This is a genomic window from Myxococcus stipitatus DSM 14675 (genome assembly GCF_000331735.1).
Lineage (GTDB): Bacteria > Myxococcota > Myxococcia > Myxococcales > Myxococcaceae > Myxococcus > Myxococcus stipitatus.
The window spans coordinates 5,361,610-5,380,046 of record NC_020126.1 but is presented as its reverse complement, the minus strand read 5'-3'; the positions used below and the strand labels follow the sequence as shown (position 1 = coordinate 5,380,046).

Sequence of the window (18,437 nt, the reverse complement as noted above, 5' to 3'; positions counted from 1 at the left end):
GACCTCATGACGGGGACCGAGGGCGCGGAGGCTGGATGGCTCCGCGCCCGGTGCTTTGTCTCGAGGGGCGTTCAGGACGCCGCGTAGCGGTCCGACGTGCTGGCATCACCCGACAGTCGCGGAGAGGTGGGGTCCGCGGGCGTGCTCGGCGCGGGCATGCGTCCGGTGAGGATGCGCAGCAGCCGCTCCGGGTCCACGGGCTTGGGCAGGAAGGCCTCCGCCCCCGCGTCCAGCGCCCGCTGGCGGACATGGGGCCGGTTCAGTCCGCTCATCACCACCACCCGGGTGCCACGCGTCAGGGGGTGTTGCTTCAAGCCCTCGCAGAGCCGGAGCCCATCCACCCAATGCAGCACGACGTCGAGGAGGATGGCCGTGGGCGGCCTGCGAGCAACCGCGCAGAACAGCGCCAGTTCGTCCGCGAACGACACCACCTTGGCGCCCGTGCTCTCCAGGAGCGCCGTCAGCGCCTCGCGAGCATCGGGGTCGTCATCCACGACGTAGTACAGGTCGGGCTCCAGGTCCGGCACCGCCATGGGCACCGGGTCCACCGTCGTCCGAAGCCAGGCGCTCACCACCTCGCGCAGCCCCGCCCAGCGCACCGCACCCAGTAACGCCAGGGGCGTGGGCGCGCTGAGCCCCAGGACTCCGCCGCCATAGATGCCCAGCGACGTGCGCCGGCCCTTCGCCGCGAGGAAGGCCGCGGGCGCGCGCTTGCCGGCACGGCGCATCCACGCCACCGAGCGTGCTCCGGCGGCGGCGTCCTCCATCAGCTCACAAAGGCCCTCGCGGACGTAGCGGCGCTCCAGGGCGGGAGCGTCCAGTCCTCCATCCAGGAGCGCCACCGCCGCGCGACTGCACGAGGCGAGCGTCTCCGACAGTCCAAGCTGGAGGGGGTGCCCGAAGGCCGCGGGCCCCACCGCGAGCTGTCCCGGAGCCACGAGCGTGCGGCCCGGGCCATAGGGAAGCCGCGTGGTCTCGAGCGCGGCCAGCTCGAACCCCTCGCTCAGCAGGCCATCGCGGGCCGCCATCATCAGCGCCTGACACAGGTCCGCGGGAGTCACCGCGGGACCGAAGGCCAGCGCGTAGACGGAGTCCACGCCGGGCAGGAGGAACAGGCCATCGACCGTCGGCAGCGGCGCCACCCAGAGCCTCGCGACGGGGGCAATCTCCAGCCGCGAGGACGCATGCCGCAGCCGCGCCTGGACGGCGGGCATGGTGGGGGCAGGGCGGAACCCGGGGAAGAAGGCGTCCCCTAGGAGTGGACCCGCGCCGCACGCGAGGGCGACCGCGTGATAGCGCTCACCGCTTCCCTGGGCACGGACCACCATGGGCCCGGTGCCTCGCACGGCGACGGGAGCATCTGGCGCGGGAGGCTGGCGCTCCACCCGGTCGACATGTCGCTCGACGAACCGAGCCCCCTGCGCGCTGGCGGCGTTGGCGAGGATGCCGCGCACCTGCGCCAGTCCTCCCTCACCGGAGGGCCAGCCATCAACGAGCCACATGCCGCCAGGAGAGGAGGGGAGGAGCTCGCGCCGGCCCTCGGCGATGATCTCGACGCCGCGCAGCTCGTGCGTGCGCCATTCAGGGGGGATGCGGCACCCGAGCGCCGCCAGCCGCGAGCGGCACTCGGGGGTGAGCACGACGGGAGGCGAGGTCCGCTCCGACAGCCCTCCGGCATAGACGCGAACGTCCAGCGTCAGCCCACGCGCTCGACCATTGAAGAGAAGGGAGGCCGCCAGTCCCGCCCCCGCGATGCCGCCTCCGACGATTGCCACCCTCGAACCGCTCGCCAGCCTGTTGCCTAGAGTCATCCGCGCCCTCTTGCTTCCCACCGTCGCCTGCTTGCCGGGCACCGCGCTCAGTGCTGATGCGCGGGCGGCGACAGCGCCGGACGGCCGAACACCACCACCCGGTCACGTCCTTCGCGCTTGGCCTCATAGAGGGCCGCGTCCGCCGCCTTCATCAGCGTCTCTGCGTCGTCCCGGGGTGATTCCAATGTGTGGTCGGCGATGCCAACGCTCACGCTCAACCCGAAGGAGGCGGGGCGCCCATCGCCCTTCTGCACGCCGACGGAACGCAGCCCGGCGCGGATCCGCTCGGCGAACACCGCCGCCTCCTCCGCCGTCTGGTGCGGCAGCAGCGCGATGAACTCATCTCCGCCGAAGCGCGCCGCGAAGTCCGACTCGCGCAGGTTCCCCTTGAGCTGATTGGCCAGCGCGAGGATGGCCTGGTTCCCCACGTCGTGGCCCATCCCGTCGTTGATGGCCTTGAGGTGGTCCAGGTCGATGACCACCACGCTCAGCGGGTAGCCATACCGGTGGGCGCGGCGCAGCTCCTCCTCCAGCCGCACGGAGAGGGCCCGGAAGTTCGCCAGGCCCGTGAGGGCGTCCGTCTGGGCGAGGATCTGCAACCGCCGCTGCTGTTCACTCTGCCGCAGCGCCCGGTCAATCCGTGCCATGAGCTCCCTCGCGCTCGCCGGCTTGTGGATGAAGTCCACCGCGCCCTTCTCCAAGCAGCGCTCCAGGGTGGCCTCGTCCGCGTCCCCGGTGAGGAAGATGACGGGCGTGGACTCGGTATGGGAGTCGAGCTGCAGGGCCTCCAGGACTGTCAGCCCATCCCCACTGGGCAGGAATCTGTCCAGGAGGATGAGGTCCGGGCCGTGCTCACGGGCCAACTCCAACCCCATGCCCGCGTCCGCCGCCGCCAGCACGTCGAAACGCGCCGCGAGCAAGTCGGACAGGCTCTCCAGTACACCCGCGTCATCCTCGATGATGAGGAGGAGGGACCGCTCCGAGGTGCGCCCTCGCCTTTGCATGACCCTCTCCGCCGCCGCCTTGCCCGTCCACTCCACGTGACGGCGACATTCCCCGTCGGCGCGCGAAGACAATGAGCAAGCTGCATGCCCTCTCCCAGGGCATGCGGGCAGGAGTCATTTCAGGGGGTTGGAGTGACAACCCACGCCCTGGAGGAACCGGAGCGGAAGTCGTTCCAGCGTGGACGAGGCGTCGCCCGGTAGGAATTCCCGGGCGAAGGAGGGCACGGATGCCCTCCATGCGTCGGGGATCAGCGTCGCGTAACGAACTGCATCCGGCGCCCGCCGCCACCCGAGGGCGGCATCATCGGCGGCGCCTCCAGGCCGAACTGCCACCAGGTGGGCTCGTAGGGCTTCATCTTCAGACGCTTGTCGTTCTGGAGCTGGGCGAGGCTGCCCTTGAGCTTCTCGTCCTTGGGGTTCTCCTCGACGGCGCGGCCGAGCACCTTGAGGGCCTCGTCCTTCTCCTTCTTCTGGAGGAGGCACCAGGCGTACGCGGCCCAGACGATGGGCTCCTTCTTGCCGCTCTTGCACGCGGCTTCGAAGGAGGCCTTCATCGCGGGGACATTGTCACGCTGGTAGTAGAGGGCGGCCTCCATGGCCTTGGCCATGTAGTTGCGGGAGCTGCCCTTGTTGAAGTGGGCCTGGGCGCCTTCCAGGTCCTTCACCATGTACTTCAACATGCCAATCTGGGCGTGAATCTCCGGGCCCACCATGAACTGCCACTTCTCGTAGACCAGGCCCTTCTCCAGCGTCTTGACGGCGCGGTCGACCCGACCTTGCGCGTCCTTCTGACTGGTGGGCTGGGACTGGAGGTCCTGCTGCACCGTCGACATGAGCCCCTGGATGCGGCTGGCGACCCGCCTTGCCAGGAGGATGAAGGTGATGACGGCGGCAATCAGGCCCGGGACGAGCCCGGCCCAGATGGAGAAGTTCGCGAGCTTCACGAGCAGCGCGACCAAGAATCCCACTGCCAGCGAAATGAGAAGGTTGTACATGCGGGGGCCCCTCATAGCGATGTGCGTTCGGCACCGCAATCTTCGGATGCATCTGGGCGGCGGTCGCGGTATACGTCTGGCCGCTTCGCCAACAAACGGCCCTCTGTCGAAATTGGTAGACGAGGCGGACTCAAAATCCGCTGCGGCTGACCCCGCGTCCCGGTTCGAGTCCGGGGAGGGCCACTTCCCAAGAAGGGTGGACGACCGGCATGGTAGCGCCGGCCCCCCTGTCTGGGAGGGTGGAGGACGTGCTCCTGTCAGGGGCGTCGGAGAGACCCCGAGATGAAGGTTCTGCTGGTCGAGGACGACGCGAGCCTCCGGGAAGGCATGGGTGAGCTGATCTCCGACCTGGCGGAGGTGCGCTCGGTGGGTGAGGTCGCTGAGGCGCTGGCGGCCCTGAGGCAGGAGCGCTTCGAGCTCGTCGTGACGGACCTTCGGATAGGTGGGGGCGAGGCGGGCGGTCGCGCCGTGCTGGAGGCGGCCCGGAAGGGGCGTCAGGCGGTGGCCATCGTCAGCGCGGCGTCCCCGGAGGAAGTCGCGCGGGCCCTGCGGCCCTCGATTCCCGACGGCATCCTGGTGAAGCCCTTTCAGATCGAGGACATCCTCGGCCTGGTGGAGCGCTTCCTGGCCGCGCACCGGGGGGTGGCGGCGGCCTCTCGCGGGACGATTCCCTCTGAAGGCGATTGGGTGGAGTGCGCGCCTGGGGTGCATCTGGCCTCGCCGGGTGGTGGTGTGGGTGGGGCCATCTGGGTGCGGATGGTGGCGGAGGGGACGTGGGCCTGGTCGGCTCGGCCCCGGGGGCGGGAGGCGGCCCTGTTGTTGGAGGGCGAGTTGATCATTGAAGGGGCGCGATTCGTCGCCCCGGCGACGTTCTTCGTGGGCGCGGAGGATGCCCCGGAGGTGCGCTCACCCAACGGGTGCCTCGTCATCACGCTGGGCCTGGACGGTTGAAAGGGCAGGTTGGGACCCGTGGACACTGTCTGGCCCACAACTCCGCTGGATGCGGCGCGCCTGGGGCGTCCCTCGCGACGCGCGGCGACGGCGGCACTGGAAGCACACATCGCGGTGCTGCGCGGCGAGCCGCTCAAGGCGGCGTTGGCCAATGCACTCCGAGACGCGGATGGGCTCGGAGGACAGGAGCGCCGGTTCGCGGCCCTGGTGGTGCGGGAGCTGTCACGGCACCAACGCTTGTTGGACCTGGCCTCGCGGACCCTGGGGCATCCCCCTGGGAAGCTGGGGCTGACGGAGGACCAGGCCCTGGTGCGCTATGCGCTGTGGCGCCGCCTCTTCTGTGGAGAGAACTGGGCGCGCATCGGTCCGGAGGTCCGGCTTCCGGGGCCTGTCCGGCCGCGCACCATCAAGGACGACATCCTCCAGAACGTGGTGGAGTCGCCGCTGTCCGAGCCGCCGCTTCCGGACTCACACGCGGAGCGGCTCGCGGTCCGGTACTCGTTCCCCAACTGGCTCGTCCAGAAGCTGGCGCAGGCCTATCCCGAAGAGGTTCTCGAGGGACTGCTGTCCTCCTTGGATGAAGACCCCGGGCTGCACTTCCGGGTCCGTCCTCCGGGGACGCGGGATGTGGTGCTCGCGGCCTTGATCGAGGAAGGGGTCGCCGCGGAGGCGGTGCTCGCGGCGCCCGACGCGGTGCGGGTGGTGGATGCCAGCCACCGCGTCTTCGAGACGCGCGTCATGAAGACGGGCCGGCTCCAGGTCCAGGACGTGGGCAGCCAGCTCATCTCCGAGGTGTGCCGTCCCGTGGGGGGCTCGATGACGGGGCTCACCGTGGCGGATGTCTGCGCGGGCGCGGGCGGCAAGACACTGGCGCTGGCGGACTTCGTCGGTCCGTCGGGCAAGGTGCTCGCGGGAGATCGCTCCCGGCGCCGCTTGGCCGAGGCCCGTGAGCGCGTGCGCCACTTCTCCCTCCGGCAGGTCGCCTTCCCGCAGCCGATGCCGCTGTCCGAGGCGGATGTCCTCCTCATCGATGCGCCTTGCAGCGGCACGGGCTCGCTGGCCCGAGAGCCCGACCAGAAGTGGAAGCTGACCGCGCAGGAGATCTCCAAGTTCCAGACGACCCAGTCGGAGCTGCTGGAGGAGGTTTCCCGCCAGGTGAAGCACGGTGCACTCGTCGTCTATGCCACCTGCTCGGTGTTGCCCGAGGAGGACGAGGCGGTCGTCGAGGCCTTCCTGGCGAAGCACCCGGAGTTCACGCTGGAGCCGGTCTCGGACGTGCTGGGGGCGGAGCAGTCCGCACGTGCCGCGCAGGGCCCGTACCTCAAGGCGCTGCCTCCGCGCGTGCCCGGGGGCGGCTTCTTCGCCGCGAGGCTTCGCAGGACTCGGTAGGGTTGACAGTCCACGAGGCCACACGCTACGCCAGCGAAGGTTCTTCAAGGGGTGATACCCACGTGGCGGCCGACGCGAAGCAGACCGAAGTGATGAAGCAGATCAACGAGGCCTTCCAGTCCGCGCAGGCGCGACTGACGCAGCTCCGCGAAGCGGTGGAGCGCAACACGGACCTCGCTCGCGCGAACGCCAAGGCCACCGTCCTCAAGGACCAGAAGGACCGCGCCCTGAAGGAGCTGGGCGAGCTCGTCTACCGGCAGATCCAGAAGGGGAAGCTGGAGCTCCCCGCTGGATTCGCTTCGGCGCTCAAGTCCATCGAGGCGGCCGAGCAGGCGGCGGAAGCGCATGCCCGTGAGCTCACGGACATCCTTCGGGAGGGCGAGGAGATCGCCGAGCGGTTGAAGGTTGGAAAAAATGCACCGAAGCCTCAAACAGTTCTGGCACCTGGGAACAAGAAACGGTAGAAGGCACCCACTTCCGACGCCGGCCGCTTCCCAAGGCGGCCAGCAGCAAAAAATCGGGGCTATAGCTCAGCTGGGAGAGCGCTTGAATGGCATTCAAGAGGTCACCGGTTCGATCCCGGTTAGCTCCACTCTGAAATAGAAAGGCCCGCCTGGGAAACCAGGCGGGCTTTTTTGTTTTCCGGTGTCTTCGCCGGGCCCCAGGCTCCCAATGATTCTGGCGGCGGGGCTCGAGGACACGTCGCGGTGGCTGCGGTGTTTCGTTCAGAAAACCCACCGAGCCGGTGCGGGGACTGATCCAAGCGTGACGAAGGCGGACTCTGGGTTGCCAATGAAGTTGGGCGGTGACTGTGTGTCGGCGAACGAAGATGCTGCGCCATCGCGAGATTCTCGGGTATGGGGGCTCGCGAGAGGCCGAGTGATGCGCAGACACCTGGATCGAGGCGTGACAGTGGCGCTGGTGCTCGCGGCCGGACTGTCCGCCGCGCAGTTCACACCCGGCTCCACGGGGCAGGGTGGCGGCGCGACGCCGGGAACCACGGGAAGCGCGCCGACGCCGAGCGGCCCCTCCACCTCGGGTGCGACGGGGACCGGAACCGGCGGTGATTCCTCGACAGGTGCTGGCGCGAAGCCCTCTGTCTCGACGCCTTCGGCGCCGAGAACGCCCTCGCCCAATACGAATCCCAGCGCGGGTACGGTGATTCCTCCAGCACCTCCGGTGATTGCTCCCGAGACGGTGGAGAATCCGACGCCGCAGATCGAGGGCCGGACGGTGTCGCCCGCTCCGATGCGGGAGACCGCGGTCGAGGCGCAGCAGGCCGGGGACAAGGTGCGCCAGACGCCCGACGCAGAGGCCGCTCCGGCAAAGGCCTCGCCCCTGACGTTGGAGCAGCTCGTGGAGCGGGCTCGCACGTCGGACTCCCGAGTGGAGGAGGCGAGCGCGGAGCTGCGCAAGTTCGAGGCGCTCTATGAACAGGCGCGCTGGGCGTGGTTCCCCAAGTTCGAGATCTCAGTGGGCATGGGCGGTCCGGTGCCTGAGGCCCGGAACAACTCCCTGGGCGGGCCGCCCACCACGAAGGCCTCCTACGAAGGTGACCTCAACTTCGGCAAGGTCGGCGTGACGATGTTCTCGAACGGCAACGCCGTGTTGCCGCTCTACACTTTCGGAAAGCTGACGGCGCTCAAGAAGGCGGGAGCACAGGGGCCTGTCCTCGGTGCGGCGCTGCGAGAGCGGGCCCGAGATGAGGCGGGCTTCCAGGCCGCCCAGGCCTACTTCAGCTATCAGCTGGCGCGCTCGGGCCTCCAGCAGATCGACGAGGTTGCCAAGCGGTTGGAGGACGCCGCCGAGAAGATCGCCGCGCTCTTGAAGGAAGAGTCGCCCCAGGTCTCCCAGGTGGACACGTACAAGGTCCGCTTCTTCCGGCAGGTGGTGGAGGCGCGCAAGGCGGAGGCCCAGCAGGGGAAGATGCTCGCGCTGACGGCCATCGGTGTGCTGGCCAACGCGTCGCCGGGGGCCGAGGTGGAGGTCGTCGAGGAGGACCTCGAGCCGCAGGCCGCGGTGGAACCACCTTCCTTGGAGCGAGCGCTGACCCTGGCCGAGAACTACCGGCCGGAGCTCACCGCCATTGCCGCCGGAATCATCGCGCGCGAGGCGGAAGTGTTCATCCGCGAGCGCAGCTACTTCCCGGACCTGGGACTCGCGGGCTTCTACGACGTCCGCTACACCACCAGCGCGACGCGACAGAAGAACCCGTTCGCGTTCGACCCCTACAACGACCGCACCGCCGGGCTGGGCCTGGTGATGCGGGGCACCTTCGATATCCCCATCAAGGACGCGCAGCTCGACCAGGCGCGGGCGGAGCTCGACAAGCTTCGCGCCCAGGAGAAGCAGATTCGCGCCGGCATCCGGCTGGAAGTGACGAAGGTGCACGGAGAGCTGGTGGCCGCGTGGGCCAAGGCCCGCGCCTTCACCGATGCCGAGAAGAGCGCTCGCCGCTGGGTGACGGCCGCCTTCGCCGCGTTCGACCTGGGGACGGGCGAGACGCGCGATTTGGTGGACGCTTTCACCGCCTATGCACAGGTTACAGGCGACCGGGCGAAGAGCTGGTTCGACGTCCGGTTGGGAATGGCGGCTCTCGCGCGTGTGACGGGAACGCCCCCGGCCCCGGGTGAATAATCGGGCCCTCGCGTCTGTCCGCTGTACCGTCCTCCTTCACGGAGTCGAATCTCATGATTGCTTCCCTGCTTGCCGCCACCTTGCTTGCCGCGGCGCCCACTCCCCTCACTGTCGTCAAGTCCGGGAACGCGGATGTCCAGCGAGCAGCCAACGCCCCCGGCGCCACCGTCGAGTCACTCGCCACCGTCGTCGAGAAGTTCGTCGACTTCCAGGAGCTGGCGAAGCGCGCCCTGGGTGACAAGACGTGGACGTCCCTCACGCCCGCTCAGCGCAAGGACTTCTCCGAGACGATGACGGGGCTCCTGCGTGCGTCCTATGCCCAGAAGGCCATTGGCCAGGCCCAGGCGGACGTGAAGTACGGCAAGGAGTCCGTCGAGGGCACCGAGGCGACCGTCAACACCACGCTCACCCTCAAGAAGGACCAGATTCCCGTCGACTACCGCTTGTACAAGCAGACGGCGAAGGCGGACTGGCGCATCTACGACGTCGTCACGGATGAGGTGTCCCTCGTGGACACCTACAAGGGTCAGTTCCAGAAGCTGCTGGGCACCAAGGGCTTCGACGGGCTGCTCTCCACCTTGAAGACCAAGCGGGCACAGCTCGAGAAGGAGAACGCGGCGCAGTCCGCGAAGGGCTCCTCCGCGACGGGTGGCTCCGCCGGCCCCGGGAAGTGAGCGGGCCTTCTCCGCGCTGAACCCCTGAAGCACCCAGGCCGAGGTTCCCTCTCAGGAGGGGCCTCGGCCTTCGGCGTTTCAGGGCAGGGCGAGAGCGGCCCTTTGATACGACGCGAGCGTCTCGAGGAGTCCCCGGTCCAGCGGAATGGTGGGCGCGAAGCCCAGCTCACGCGACGCGCGCTCGGTGGTGCACGTCCACGAGGGGCACGTCATCTCCCGGACCTTGTCCCGGTTGAGGATGGGGATGGTGCCACGGAGCCGCGCGACGGCCTCGGAGCCGAGCCCGATGAGGTAGCTCAGGCTGTCCGGCATGGGCAGCACGGTGGGCGGCCTACGGCCCATGGCTCGAGCCACCGCGGCGCAGATCTCCTCCCACGTGTACTCGCGCCCGTCGGACACGGTGTAGACGCCTCGCGCCGGGTCGGACTTGTCCAGCGTGAGGCCTCGCTCGGCGGCGGCGAGCAGCGTGGTGTTCAGGTCATCCACGTGGATGAGGGAGTAGCGCTTGGGGCCGAAGCCGCTCTTGAGCGCCAGGCCCCTTCGGGCCATGGGCATGACGGAGGGGATGAACTCCGCGTCGCCCGGGCCGTAGACCATGGGGGGCCGGACGATGACGGAGGGCACCCGGTCCGCGAGCTCGCGCACGGCCTCTTCGCCGCCCAGCTTGCTGCGGCCGTAGGTGGAGACGGGCGCGGGAGTGTCCTCCTCGCGGCGAGGGCGCTGCGGCGTGGAGGGCCCGGCGGCGGCCAGGGACGAGCAGTAGACGAGTCGGGGAGGGCGGGGGAGGGCGGCCATCGCCTCCGCGACGCGGCGGGTGCCGTTCGCATTGCCCTCGAAGTAGCCCGCGGGCTCCCGGGCCTTGGTGACTCCGGCCAGGTGCAGGACACAGTCGACGTCGCGGACAGCCTCGGCCAGGCCTTCGCCCGTCGTGAGGTCGCCCACCGCGAACTGCGCGCCGAGCGCCGCCAGGGCGTCACGCCGAGAGCTGGGGCGCACGAGCGCGGTGAGCGAGTCGCCTCGCTCGATGATGCGGCTCGCGAGCCGCTGGCCGATGAAGCCGGTGCCTCCGGTCAGCAGGAAACGCACGACAGGACTCCCTGAGGATTACAGCGGGCGCTGGTAGATGCGGTACGCCTTGGAGCGCTTGCCGCCCATCGACTCGATGGCGCGGTTGACGAGGTGGTTGTCCTCGAGCGTCCAGGAGATCTCACCGCCCGAATAGCCGAGCTGGTGCGCGGTGCGCAGCGTGTCCAGGTAGAGAATGGCGTCCAGGCCCCGGCGCCGGTAGCCCTCCTTGATGCCGAGGGTGATGAGGCGCAGCCGGTCGATGCGGCGCGAGGCCAGCACCAGCTTCACCAGGCCGATGGGGAGACCGAACGTCGTCAGCCGTCCGTTGGCCGCCTTGAGGGCCTGGTTGGCGTCCGGCAACGTCATGGAGAAGGCCACGGGCTCGCCCTTCACCTCGGCGATGAGCACCAGCTCCGGCCGGACGATGGCCTTCATGTCCTTGGCCAGGTGGTCGAACTCCCGGTCCGTGAAGGGCACGAAGCCCCAGTTCTTCTCCCATGCGGAGTTGTAGATGTCGCGGATGCGCTCGACCTCGTTGGCGAAGTCCTTGAGGTTCACCGCGCGCACGGTGATGCCCTCGCGCTGGCGCATCTTCTCCGCGATGCGAACCACCTTCTCGGGCGGCTCCGCGGAGGCGGACAGCTCGAATGCGAAGAGGTCCTTCGCCTTCACCAACCCGCACGACTCCAGCAGCGTCGCGTAGTACGGCGGGTTGTACGGCATCATGATGGCCGGAGGCGTGTCGTAGCCCTCGACGAGCAACCCCCAGTCCTGGTTGGACGAGAAGTTGGCCGGCCCCAGCATGGCGTCCAGGCCCCGCTCCTTGAGCCAGGCCCCCGCGGCCTCGAGCAGCATGCGCGTGACGCCCCCGTCATTCACGCACTCGAAGAGGCCGAAGAAGCCCTCCTTCGTGCCGTGAATCTCCTGGTGGCGCGGATTGCGGATGGCGGCGATGCGTCCCACCACCTCCTGCCCCCGGCGCGCGAGGAACAGCTCCACCTCCCCGTACTCGAAGAAGGGGTTCTTCTTCGGGTCGAGGAAGTCCTTGCGCTCCATCTCCAGCGGGGGAACCCAGTTCGGATCTCCCGCGTAGAGCGAGGCCGGGAAGCGGATGAAGGCCATCCGCGACGCGGCGTCCCGCACCGGCGTCACGAGGACATCCGGGGCGAGGGGAGGAAGGGAAGGCTGTGCTGCGGGGGGCTCGGCGGGTAGGGCCATAAGTGGCTCAGGTCCTCTCGGCGGAGTTGCCGTCGGTGCCGTTGCGCAGGAAGAAGTTGGCGCCCTTCTCCAGCAGGAGGCCGGGAATCTCGCCGCGCTTCTCCCACAGCTTCATGGGCGCCGCGCGCAGCTGGCGCAGGTCCTCGGGCTGGAGGTTGGCCGCTCGCCAGGTGAGCTGCTCCACCGCGTCGAAGAGCTTGCCGGCCATCTCGCGCGACGACATGCGAGAGAGCTGATCCAGCGTGAGGCCGCCCTTGTCCGCGAGCAGGCCCGCGGAGCCCGCCGCCCACTTGTCGCTCGCCTTGTTGGAGCGCACCGACGTGCCCGGCCGGGCAATCTGCACAGGCTCGTACACCGTGGGACGCGTCTCCGGAATCACGCCCAGCTTCCGGCCGATGGTCTCGAAGGTGTCCAGCACGCGGTCCAGCTGCGCGTCCGTGTGCGTGGCCATGAACGACGTGCGGATGAGCGCGTGGCCCGCCTCGACCGCCGGGGGGATGACCGGGTTGGCGAAGACGCCCGCCTCGTGCAGCGCGCGCCAGAAGCGGAAACACTTCACCTGGTCGCCGATGTGGACCGGAACGACGGGCGTCACGGACACGCCGGTGTCAAAGCCCATGGCGCGGAAGCCGTTGTGCATCTTCTCGGCGATGTCGAGCAGCCGGGCGCGACGCTGGGGCTCCGCCTCGATGATCTCCAGCGCCTTGAGCGCCGAGGCGATGGATGCCGGCGTCATGGACGCGGAGAAGATGACCGAGCGCGACTTGTGGCGGATGTAGTTGATGACGTCGAAGGGACCCGCGAGCACGCCGCCCAGGGACGCGAAGCTCTTGGAGAACGTCCCCATGACGAGGTCCGTCTCCTTCTCCAGGCCGAAGTACTCCGAGGTGCCGCGGCCCTTGTCGCCCAGCACGCCCATGGCGTGGGCGTCATCCGTCATCACCCGGGCGTTGTACTGCTTCGCCAGCTCCGCGATGCGCGGCAGGTTGCAGACGTCTCCCTCCATGGAGAACACGCCGTCGGTGATGATGATCTTCCCCGCGCCGGGATCCGCCTGGGAGAGCAACTGCTCCAGGTGGTCCATGTCGTTGTGGCGGAACTTGCGCTCGGTCGCGAAGGACAGACGGATGCCGTCGACCAGCGACGCGTGGTTGGCCCGGTCGCTGAAGACGATGTCGTGTCGGCCCAGGATGGAGGCCAGCGCCAGGTTGGTCTGGAATCCGGTGGAGATGACGATGGCGGATTCGCGGTTGAGGAATTTGGCGAGCCGCCCCTCCAGTTCCTCATGGAGCGCGAGCGTGCCGTTGAGCAATCTCGAACCCGAACACGTCGTCCCGAACTTCTCGGTCGCCTTGATGGCGGCTTCCTTGACGCGCGGGTCAGAGGAGAGTCCGAGATAGTTGTTGGAGCCGACCATGATCACCCGCTTGCCTTCGATCTCCACCTCGGTGGCGCCGTGAGACGCCTCGATGACGCGGAAATACGGGTAGAGGCCGGTGGCCTTCGCGATGCGGTAGTCCTTCCAGTTGCTGCACTTGTCGAAGACGTCGCTCATGGTGGTCTTTCTTTGAGTCTGCGTCGGGGGAGGATTTGTCGCCTCTCGGGCGGATGCGAAACCAGGTCGCCGCTCACCATGCAGGGCTCGTTCCGAGCCGGGGGCAACCATGCGTCCGGCGACCTCCCACGGGGGACGCGGGGCCGTGAATAAAGAGGCGGAGGGGCAGTGTCAAGGCGCCGACTGTTGCTTGAAGCCCGGGCAAGAGTGCCGCTGTCCTCCGCTGCTTGACAGCACCGTGGCATTGGTGGCACCCCGCCGACCCACATCGTCTTCCAGTCAATACTGGAAGGGGCTGTCCGTTGTTTCCAGGGGCTACGCTTGGCCGGGAACTTGCTAGGCCCGGCGTTTATCGAGGAGTGGACGGTGGCCAGGTCTCTGCGGCAACGGTTGTTCGAAGGCTTCATCCAGACGGCGGTCTCCCGGCCCTGGTACGTGCTGCTGGTCTCCGTATTGCTGTCCATCGGAGGTATGGCGCTGGCGTCGCGGTTGGAGTTTCGCGGCTCTTTTGTCGAGCTGCTGCCGCAGGGCGCCCGGGAAGTTCAAGATCTGACACGCGTGTCACAGAAGGCAGGCGGGGACGGGTACCTCGTCATCCTGGCGAAGGGAGACACGCCGGAGCGGCTCAAGGCTTACGCGAAAGAGCTTCAAGCTCGCCTGGAAGCCCTCCCCGAGGTCCGCTACGTCGAGCACAGCTACGATGTGGAGTTCTTCCAGCGCCACGGCCTGCTGCTACTGCCAGTGGAAAAGCTGACCCAGCTGCGTGAGGACCTGACGGCACGGGTTCGTTACGAGCGGCAGCAGGCGAACCCCTTCTACATCGATCTGGGAGCCACCCCTCCGCCGCCCACCTTCGACGAGATTGCCCGCAAGCACTCGCCCGACGTGTCCATGCGGGAGCACCTGGCCAACGCGGACGGTACGGAGGTCTACCTCATGGTGAAGCCCATGGGGACGGCGGGCGATCTGGACTTCGCGCGCCGCTTCGTGGAGCTGGCGATGGGGACGGGACGGACGCTCGCCTCGGAGCGCTTCCCGGCCGTGAAGCTGGAGGCGACGGGCAACTTCCAGAACCGCATCGAGGAAGACGCGGTGATGCGCCAGGACCTCTCGCGTTCGGGCCTGCTGTCGGCGCTCATCGCGGTGGGGCTCATCCTGCTGGCCACCCGGCGCGTCTCCGCGCTGCTGGTGGTGGGGGTGCCGGTGATGGTGGGACTGGTGGTGACGTTCGGCGTCGCCTGGCTCGCCATCGGCCACCTCAACGTGGTGACGGGCTTCCTGGTGGCCATCCTCATCGGCCTGGGCATCGAGTACGGCGTGCACCTGTGCATGCGCTACTGGGAGGAGCGGAGGACGCGCTCGTCCCGCGACGCGCTGGCCATGGCCGTGGGTGGCACCTTCAGCGGCGCGCTCACCTCGGCGGTGACGAACGCGGCGGCCTTCTTCGTGCTCTTGCTGGCGCAGTTCCACGCCTTCAACCAGTTCGGCTTCCTCGCGGGCCTGGGGGTGCTGCTCGCGGTGCTGGCGGCGTATGGCCTGGGGCCCTCGCTGCTCGCCATCGCCGAGCGGCTCCGTCCCGCGCGCAAGGAGGATGCTCCCGCCGCGGCGGCCGAGGTCCAGGCCGCGCCCTCGGCTCCGGAGCGCCAGTGGAAGCGGTGGCCCACGCCGGTCATCGCGCTGATCGCGCTGGTGGTGGTGGGGCTCGCCGGGTTCTCGGTGGCCATCGCGCCTCGGTTGGGCTTCGAGACGGACATGCGCAAGCTGAAGGGTGACTCGCCGGCCTCGCGGCTGGACGACCATGTCACCGCGCAGCTCGGGCAGCCGCTCAATCCCGCCATCTTCCTGGTCGACGACCTGGCCCAGGCGGCGAAGGTGGAGGAGATCATCGCGGAGGTGAAGAAGCGCAATGGCGCTGACTCCGTGTTCCTCCGCACCACGTCGCTGAACGACCTGGTGCCTGGGGACCTGAAGCGCCGGGAGGTGGAGATCTCCGGCATCCGCACGCTGCTCCAGGGGCTGCCCGAGTCCGTGCAGGAGGAGCCTCGCCTGAAGGACTTCCAGCGCATGGTGGACGCCAAGCCCTATGGGCTGGACGCGTTGCCGGTGGAGGTCCGCCGCCGCTTCGAGGCGACCGACGGCAAGGGGACCTTCCTGCTGCTGTTCCCGTCGGTGTCCAACTACGACACCGAGGACCTCAAGCGGTGGGCCGCGCAGATTGACCAGGTGGTGGAGGCGGCGACGGCGCGGGGCGTGGACATGTCCGTGCTGGACAGCAACCGCATCGCCGCGCGCATCTTCGCCCTGGTGCGAGGAGATGGCCCGCTCATCCTGTGGTCCGCCGCCGCGGTGGTGTTCGGGGTCATCCTCATCAGCCTGCGCAGCTTGAAGCGGGCGCTGCTGGTGACGGGGCCGCTGTTCCTGGGCATGACATGCCTGGCGGGCGGCATGTATCTTTTCGACGTGCAACTGAATTTCATCAACGCGGTGGTGCTGCCGAACCTGCTGGCCATCGCGGTGGACAACTCCATCCACCTGTACCACCGGTACGAGGAGGAGGGCCCCGGCTCGCTCGGCAAGGTGGTGCGGCACACGGGGCTGGCGGCCGTGGTGGCCACCCTGTCGAACGCGGCGGGCTACGGAGCGCTGCTGGTCGCCAACCACCAGGGGCTGCGCAGCATCGGACAGATTGCGCTGCTCGGGGTCGTGTGCACCTTCTTGGGGACCACGGTCTTCTTCCCCGCACTGCTTGCTCTCCTGGAGCGCTGGAAGGGGAGAAAGGGGTCGGCCGGGCGGGAGGGTACCGTCGTCCAGAGTCTGGAGCTCGAAGTGGCCGGCGCGAAGGCCGAGTCATCGGGGGAGCGGAAATCGGCGTGAGTCTCGTGACCTTTCAAAGTCCGCGTGGCTCCGTCCCGGCGAAGGGGGCCCGGGAGGCTCTGGTTCGACTGAACGCGGTGGACCTCATCATCGTGGCCGCCTGCTCCATCGCGGCCCTGGTGCTGCTGGGGCCGGGGCGATGGGCCCCTGACTCGCTCAACTGTGCGGGCCTCTTCGCCTTCATGGCCGCGGGCCCGCTGGTCCTGCGGACCCTGGAGTCGTACTTCCCTCGGAACCGGCTGCTGCGCGTCGTCGCGGACTTCTGGCTGCTCCCGGTGGCGGTGCTCACCCACGGCTGGCTCACGCCCGTGGTCGACACGCTCAATCCCTTCCTCCGCGACGCGCAGCTCGTGGCCGCGGACCAGCGCATCTTCGGGTTCCAGGCGTCGGTGGTGCTCGCGCACGTCGTTCCTCCGTGGCTCAACGACGTGCTGATGATCTGCTACTACGGCCACTTCGTCTGGCCGCTGGTGCTGGGGTTCGGGCTGTACGCCCGGGGGCGGACCTCCGCTTCGGCGGAGTTCGACGAGTACCTGCTGGGGCTGGGGCTGCTCTTCATCCTGAACTACTCCGCCTACTCGCTGGTGCCAGCGGTGGGGCCGCGCTACTTCCTCATCGACTCGTTCTCCGGGCCGCTGCAGGGCACGCTGACGCCGTTGCTCGACTCGCTGATGCGGCGCCCGCCGTTCGCGCGAGACTGCTTCCCGTCAGGGCACACGGGCACCACGCTGGTGGTGCTCTTCTACGCGTGGCGGTTCTCGCGGAAGCTGTTCTGGGTCATGTTGCTCCCGGGCATCGGCCTCATCATCGCGACGCTGGCCGGGCGCTTCCACTACGCCACGGACCTGCTGTGCGCGGTGCCGCTGGTGATGGTGGTGGTGGGCCTGTCCGCGGCGCTGACCCGAGCGGCGCGGCAGCGCGAGAGCGAGAGGGCCGGGCGTTCCGTCCCGGCTGACGCTATCTTGCGCCCCTGAGTCCGGCCCGGCGACCCACGCCGGCCCTCGGGAGCCTCCATGTCCAGGTCCGTGTTGTCGCAGCGCGTGTCCCGGTTTGGCACCACTGTCTTCTCGGAGTTCAGCGCGCTGGCGCAGAAGCACGGCGCGGTGAACCTGGGGCAGGGGTTCCCCGACTTCGACGGGCCCGATGCCGTCAAGGAGGCCGCGCAGCGAGCCATCCGCGAGGGCGTCAACCAGTACGCCATCACCACGGGCGCACGGGACTTGCGCGTGGCCATCGCCGAGCACGCCGCGCGCTTCCACGGCCAGACGGTGGACCCGGACACCATGGTGACGGTGACCAGCGGCGCCACCGAGGCCATCCTCGATGTGTTGCTCGGCTTGGTGGACCCCGGGGACGAGGTGGTCGCCTTCGAGCCGTTCTACGACTCGTACGACGCGAACATCACCTTCGTCGGAGCCACGCCGCGCTGGGTTCCGCTGCGTCCGCCCGATGCGGCACATGCGCAGTGGTGGTTCGACTGGGACGAGCTGCGCGCGGCCATCGGGCCCCGCACGAGGCTGCTCATCCTCAACACGCCGCACAACCCCACGGGCAAGGTCTTCACGCGCGAGGAGCTGGAGCGGATTGGCGCGCTGTGCGCCGAGCACGACGTGAAGGTGCTGTCGGACGAAGTCTACGAGCACATCACCTTCGCGCCCGCGCGCCACGTGCGTCCAGCAACGGTGCCCTCGCTGGCGGACCGGACGGTGACGGTGAGCAGCGGAGGCAAGAGCTTCAGCCTCACGGGCTGGAAGGTGGGGTGGATCATCGCGCCGCCCGCCTTGCGTGATGCCATCCAGCGCGCGCACCAGTTCGTGACCTTCGCCACCGCGTCCCCCCTCCAGGCGGCCATGGCGGCGGCGCTCCGACTGCCAGAGGCCTACTTCACGGACCTGGCGGCGGCGTACCTCGCCCGACGTGAGCGCTTGATGGCGGGGCTGCGCGAGGCGGGGCTGAAAGCCTACCTACCGGACGGTAGCTACTTCATCCTCGCGGACATCGCTGGCTTCGGCTTCGCCGATGACGTGGCGTTCTGCCGGCACCTCGTCTCGGAGGTGGGCGTGGCGGCCATTCCCCCGAGTGTCTTCTACAGTCCGGAGCACCGGCATCTGGGACAGGGGCTCGCCCGGTTCGCGTTCTGCAAGACGGACGCGGTGCTCGACGAGGCCTCTCGGAGGCTGCGCGCGAAGCTCACGCCCCGGCGCTGACTTCGCAGGCCCGCGTCCGGTTCATTGCGACGCCCGAGCGCGGTTGCTACATCC

At 68.7% G+C, this 18,437-nt stretch carries 14 protein-coding genes and 2 tRNA genes; 10 read left to right on the top strand and 6 right to left on the bottom strand.

Translation table 11 applies throughout. The features are described from left to right. Positions 1–71 precede the first annotated feature (71 nt). The 3 genes from MYSTI_RS20820 to MYSTI_RS20810 all read right to left on the bottom strand — a co-directional run bounded on the left by MYSTI_RS20820 (position 72) and on the right by MYSTI_RS20810 (position 3,810). Complete coding sequence (locus MYSTI_RS20820; protein ID WP_015349759.1) at positions 72–1,811, bottom strand: response regulator; 1,740 nt, start codon at positions 1,809–1,811, stop codon at positions 72–74. Between the two features lie 47 nt (positions 1,812–1,858). Then, positions 1,859–2,815 carry a GGDEF domain-containing protein gene (locus tag MYSTI_RS20815; RefSeq protein WP_015349758.1) on the bottom strand — a complete coding sequence of 319 codons (957 nt, stop codon included), beginning with the start codon at positions 2,813–2,815 and terminating at the stop codon, positions 1,859–1,861. A 248-nt stretch (positions 2,816–3,063) separates the two neighbouring features. Beyond that, the gene (locus MYSTI_RS20810; RefSeq protein WP_015349757.1) at positions 3,064–3,810 is read right to left on the bottom strand and encodes a tetratricopeptide repeat protein; all 747 of its coding nucleotides are present in this window, start codon (positions 3,808–3,810) and stop codon (positions 3,064–3,066) included. Positions 3,811–3,907: 97 nt separating this feature from the next. On the opposite strand from MYSTI_RS20810, the gene MYSTI_RS20805 reads away from it, so the two are divergent. The 7 genes from MYSTI_RS20805 (at position 3,908) to MYSTI_RS20775 (ending at position 9,461) form a co-directional block, all read left to right on the top strand. After that, positions 3,908–3,993: transfer RNA gene (locus tag MYSTI_RS20805), tRNA-Leu, on the top strand. A 99-nt stretch (positions 3,994–4,092) separates the two neighbouring features. After that, a complete protein-coding gene (locus MYSTI_RS45325; RefSeq protein WP_015349756.1) occupies positions 4,093–4,761 on the top strand; it encodes a response regulator in 669 nt (222 codons plus the stop codon). Positions 4,762–4,875: 114 nt separating this feature from the next. Further along, positions 4,876–6,150: an RsmB/NOP family class I SAM-dependent RNA methyltransferase gene (locus tag MYSTI_RS20795; RefSeq protein WP_044900514.1), complete on the top strand. Its 1,275-nt coding sequence runs from the start codon at positions 4,876–4,878 to the stop codon at positions 6,148–6,150. A 62-nt stretch (positions 6,151–6,212) separates the two neighbouring features. Then, positions 6,213–6,614: a hypothetical protein gene (locus MYSTI_RS20790; RefSeq protein WP_015349754.1), complete on the top strand. Its 402-nt coding sequence runs from the start codon at positions 6,213–6,215 to the stop codon at positions 6,612–6,614. Between the two features lie 55 nt (positions 6,615–6,669). Next, positions 6,670–6,742, top strand: a tRNA-Ala gene (locus MYSTI_RS20785). 290 nt (positions 6,743–7,032) lie between these two features. Further along, complete coding sequence (locus MYSTI_RS20780) at positions 7,033–8,787, top strand: TolC family protein (protein ID WP_015349753.1); 1,755 nt, start codon at positions 7,033–7,035, stop codon at positions 8,785–8,787. Between the two features lie 53 nt (positions 8,788–8,840). Then, a complete protein-coding gene (locus MYSTI_RS20775; RefSeq protein WP_015349752.1) occupies positions 8,841–9,461 on the top strand; it encodes an MlaC/ttg2D family ABC transporter substrate-binding protein in 621 nt (206 codons plus the stop codon). A gap of 78 nt (positions 9,462–9,539) precedes the next feature. On the opposite strand, the gene MYSTI_RS20770 is transcribed toward MYSTI_RS20775, so the two are convergent. From MYSTI_RS20770 to MYSTI_RS20760, 3 genes are read right to left on the bottom strand one after another with little or no spacing between them, the layout of a single operon-like run. Then, positions 9,540–10,547: an NAD-dependent epimerase/dehydratase family protein gene (locus MYSTI_RS20770; protein WP_015349751.1), complete on the bottom strand. Its 1,008-nt coding sequence runs from the start codon at positions 10,545–10,547 to the stop codon at positions 9,540–9,542. Between the two features lie 18 nt (positions 10,548–10,565). Then, the gene (locus tag MYSTI_RS20765; RefSeq protein ID WP_015349750.1) at positions 10,566–11,747 is read right to left on the bottom strand and encodes a hypothetical protein; all 1,182 of its coding nucleotides are present in this window, start codon (positions 11,745–11,747) and stop codon (positions 10,566–10,568) included. 7 nt (positions 11,748–11,754) lie between these two features. Then, entirely contained in the window at positions 11,755–13,302 is a 1,548-nt protein-coding gene (locus tag MYSTI_RS20760; RefSeq protein WP_015349749.1) for an aminotransferase class I/II-fold pyridoxal phosphate-dependent enzyme, read from the bottom strand. Between the two features lie 366 nt (positions 13,303–13,668). Between MYSTI_RS20760 and MYSTI_RS20755 the strand changes: the two genes are divergently transcribed. Genes MYSTI_RS20755 through MYSTI_RS20745 form a run of 3 tightly spaced genes read left to right on the top strand, consistent with a single transcriptional unit; the run spans position 13,669 to position 18,383 of the window. Continuing rightward, positions 13,669–16,176 (top strand): efflux RND transporter permease subunit, encoded by a 2,508-nt coding sequence (locus MYSTI_RS20755; RefSeq protein ID WP_015349748.1) that lies wholly within the window; start codon positions 13,669–13,671, stop codon positions 16,174–16,176. A 5-nt stretch (positions 16,177–16,181) separates the two neighbouring features. After that, positions 16,182–17,150 carry a phosphatase PAP2 family protein gene (locus tag MYSTI_RS20750; protein ID WP_420811525.1) on the top strand — a complete coding sequence of 323 codons (969 nt, stop codon included), beginning with the start codon at positions 16,182–16,184 and terminating at the stop codon, positions 17,148–17,150. A 39-nt stretch (positions 17,151–17,189) separates the two neighbouring features. Continuing rightward, positions 17,190–18,383 (top strand): aminotransferase class I/II-fold pyridoxal phosphate-dependent enzyme, encoded by a 1,194-nt coding sequence (locus MYSTI_RS20745; RefSeq protein WP_015349746.1) that lies wholly within the window; start codon positions 17,190–17,192, stop codon positions 18,381–18,383. The last annotated feature ends 54 nt before the right edge of the window (positions 18,384–18,437 follow it).

What these genes read in the sequence shown, in the direction of transcription:
- MYSTI_RS20820 (WP_015349759.1), bottom strand. Translation starts at nt 1,811, where the DNA reads ATGACTCTAGGCAACAGGCTGGCGAGCGGTTCGAGGGTGGCAATCGTC.
- MYSTI_RS20815 (WP_015349758.1), bottom strand. Translation starts at nt 2,815, where the DNA reads ATGCAAAGGCGAGGGCGCACCTCGGAGCGGTCCCTCCTCCTCATCATC.
- MYSTI_RS20810 (WP_015349757.1), bottom strand. Translation starts at nt 3,810, where the DNA reads ATGTACAACCTTCTCATTTCGCTGGCAGTGGGATTCTTGGTCGCGCTG.
- MYSTI_RS45325 (WP_015349756.1), top strand. Translation starts at nt 4,093, where the DNA reads ATGAAGGTTCTGCTGGTCGAGGACGACGCGAGCCTCCGGGAAGGCATG.
- MYSTI_RS20780 (WP_015349753.1), top strand. Translation starts at nt 7,033, where the DNA reads ATGCGCAGACACCTGGATCGAGGCGTGACAGTGGCGCTGGTGCTCGCG.
- MYSTI_RS20775 (WP_015349752.1), top strand. Translation starts at nt 8,841, where the DNA reads ATGATTGCTTCCCTGCTTGCCGCCACCTTGCTTGCCGCGGCGCCCACT.
- MYSTI_RS20765 (WP_015349750.1), bottom strand. Translation starts at nt 11,747, where the DNA reads ATGGCCCTACCCGCCGAGCCCCCCGCAGCACAGCCTTCCCTTCCTCCC.
- MYSTI_RS20760 (WP_015349749.1), bottom strand. Translation starts at nt 13,302, where the DNA reads ATGAGCGACGTCTTCGACAAGTGCAGCAACTGGAAGGACTACCGCATC.
- MYSTI_RS20745 (WP_015349746.1), top strand. Translation starts at nt 17,190, where the DNA reads ATGTCCAGGTCCGTGTTGTCGCAGCGCGTGTCCCGGTTTGGCACCACT.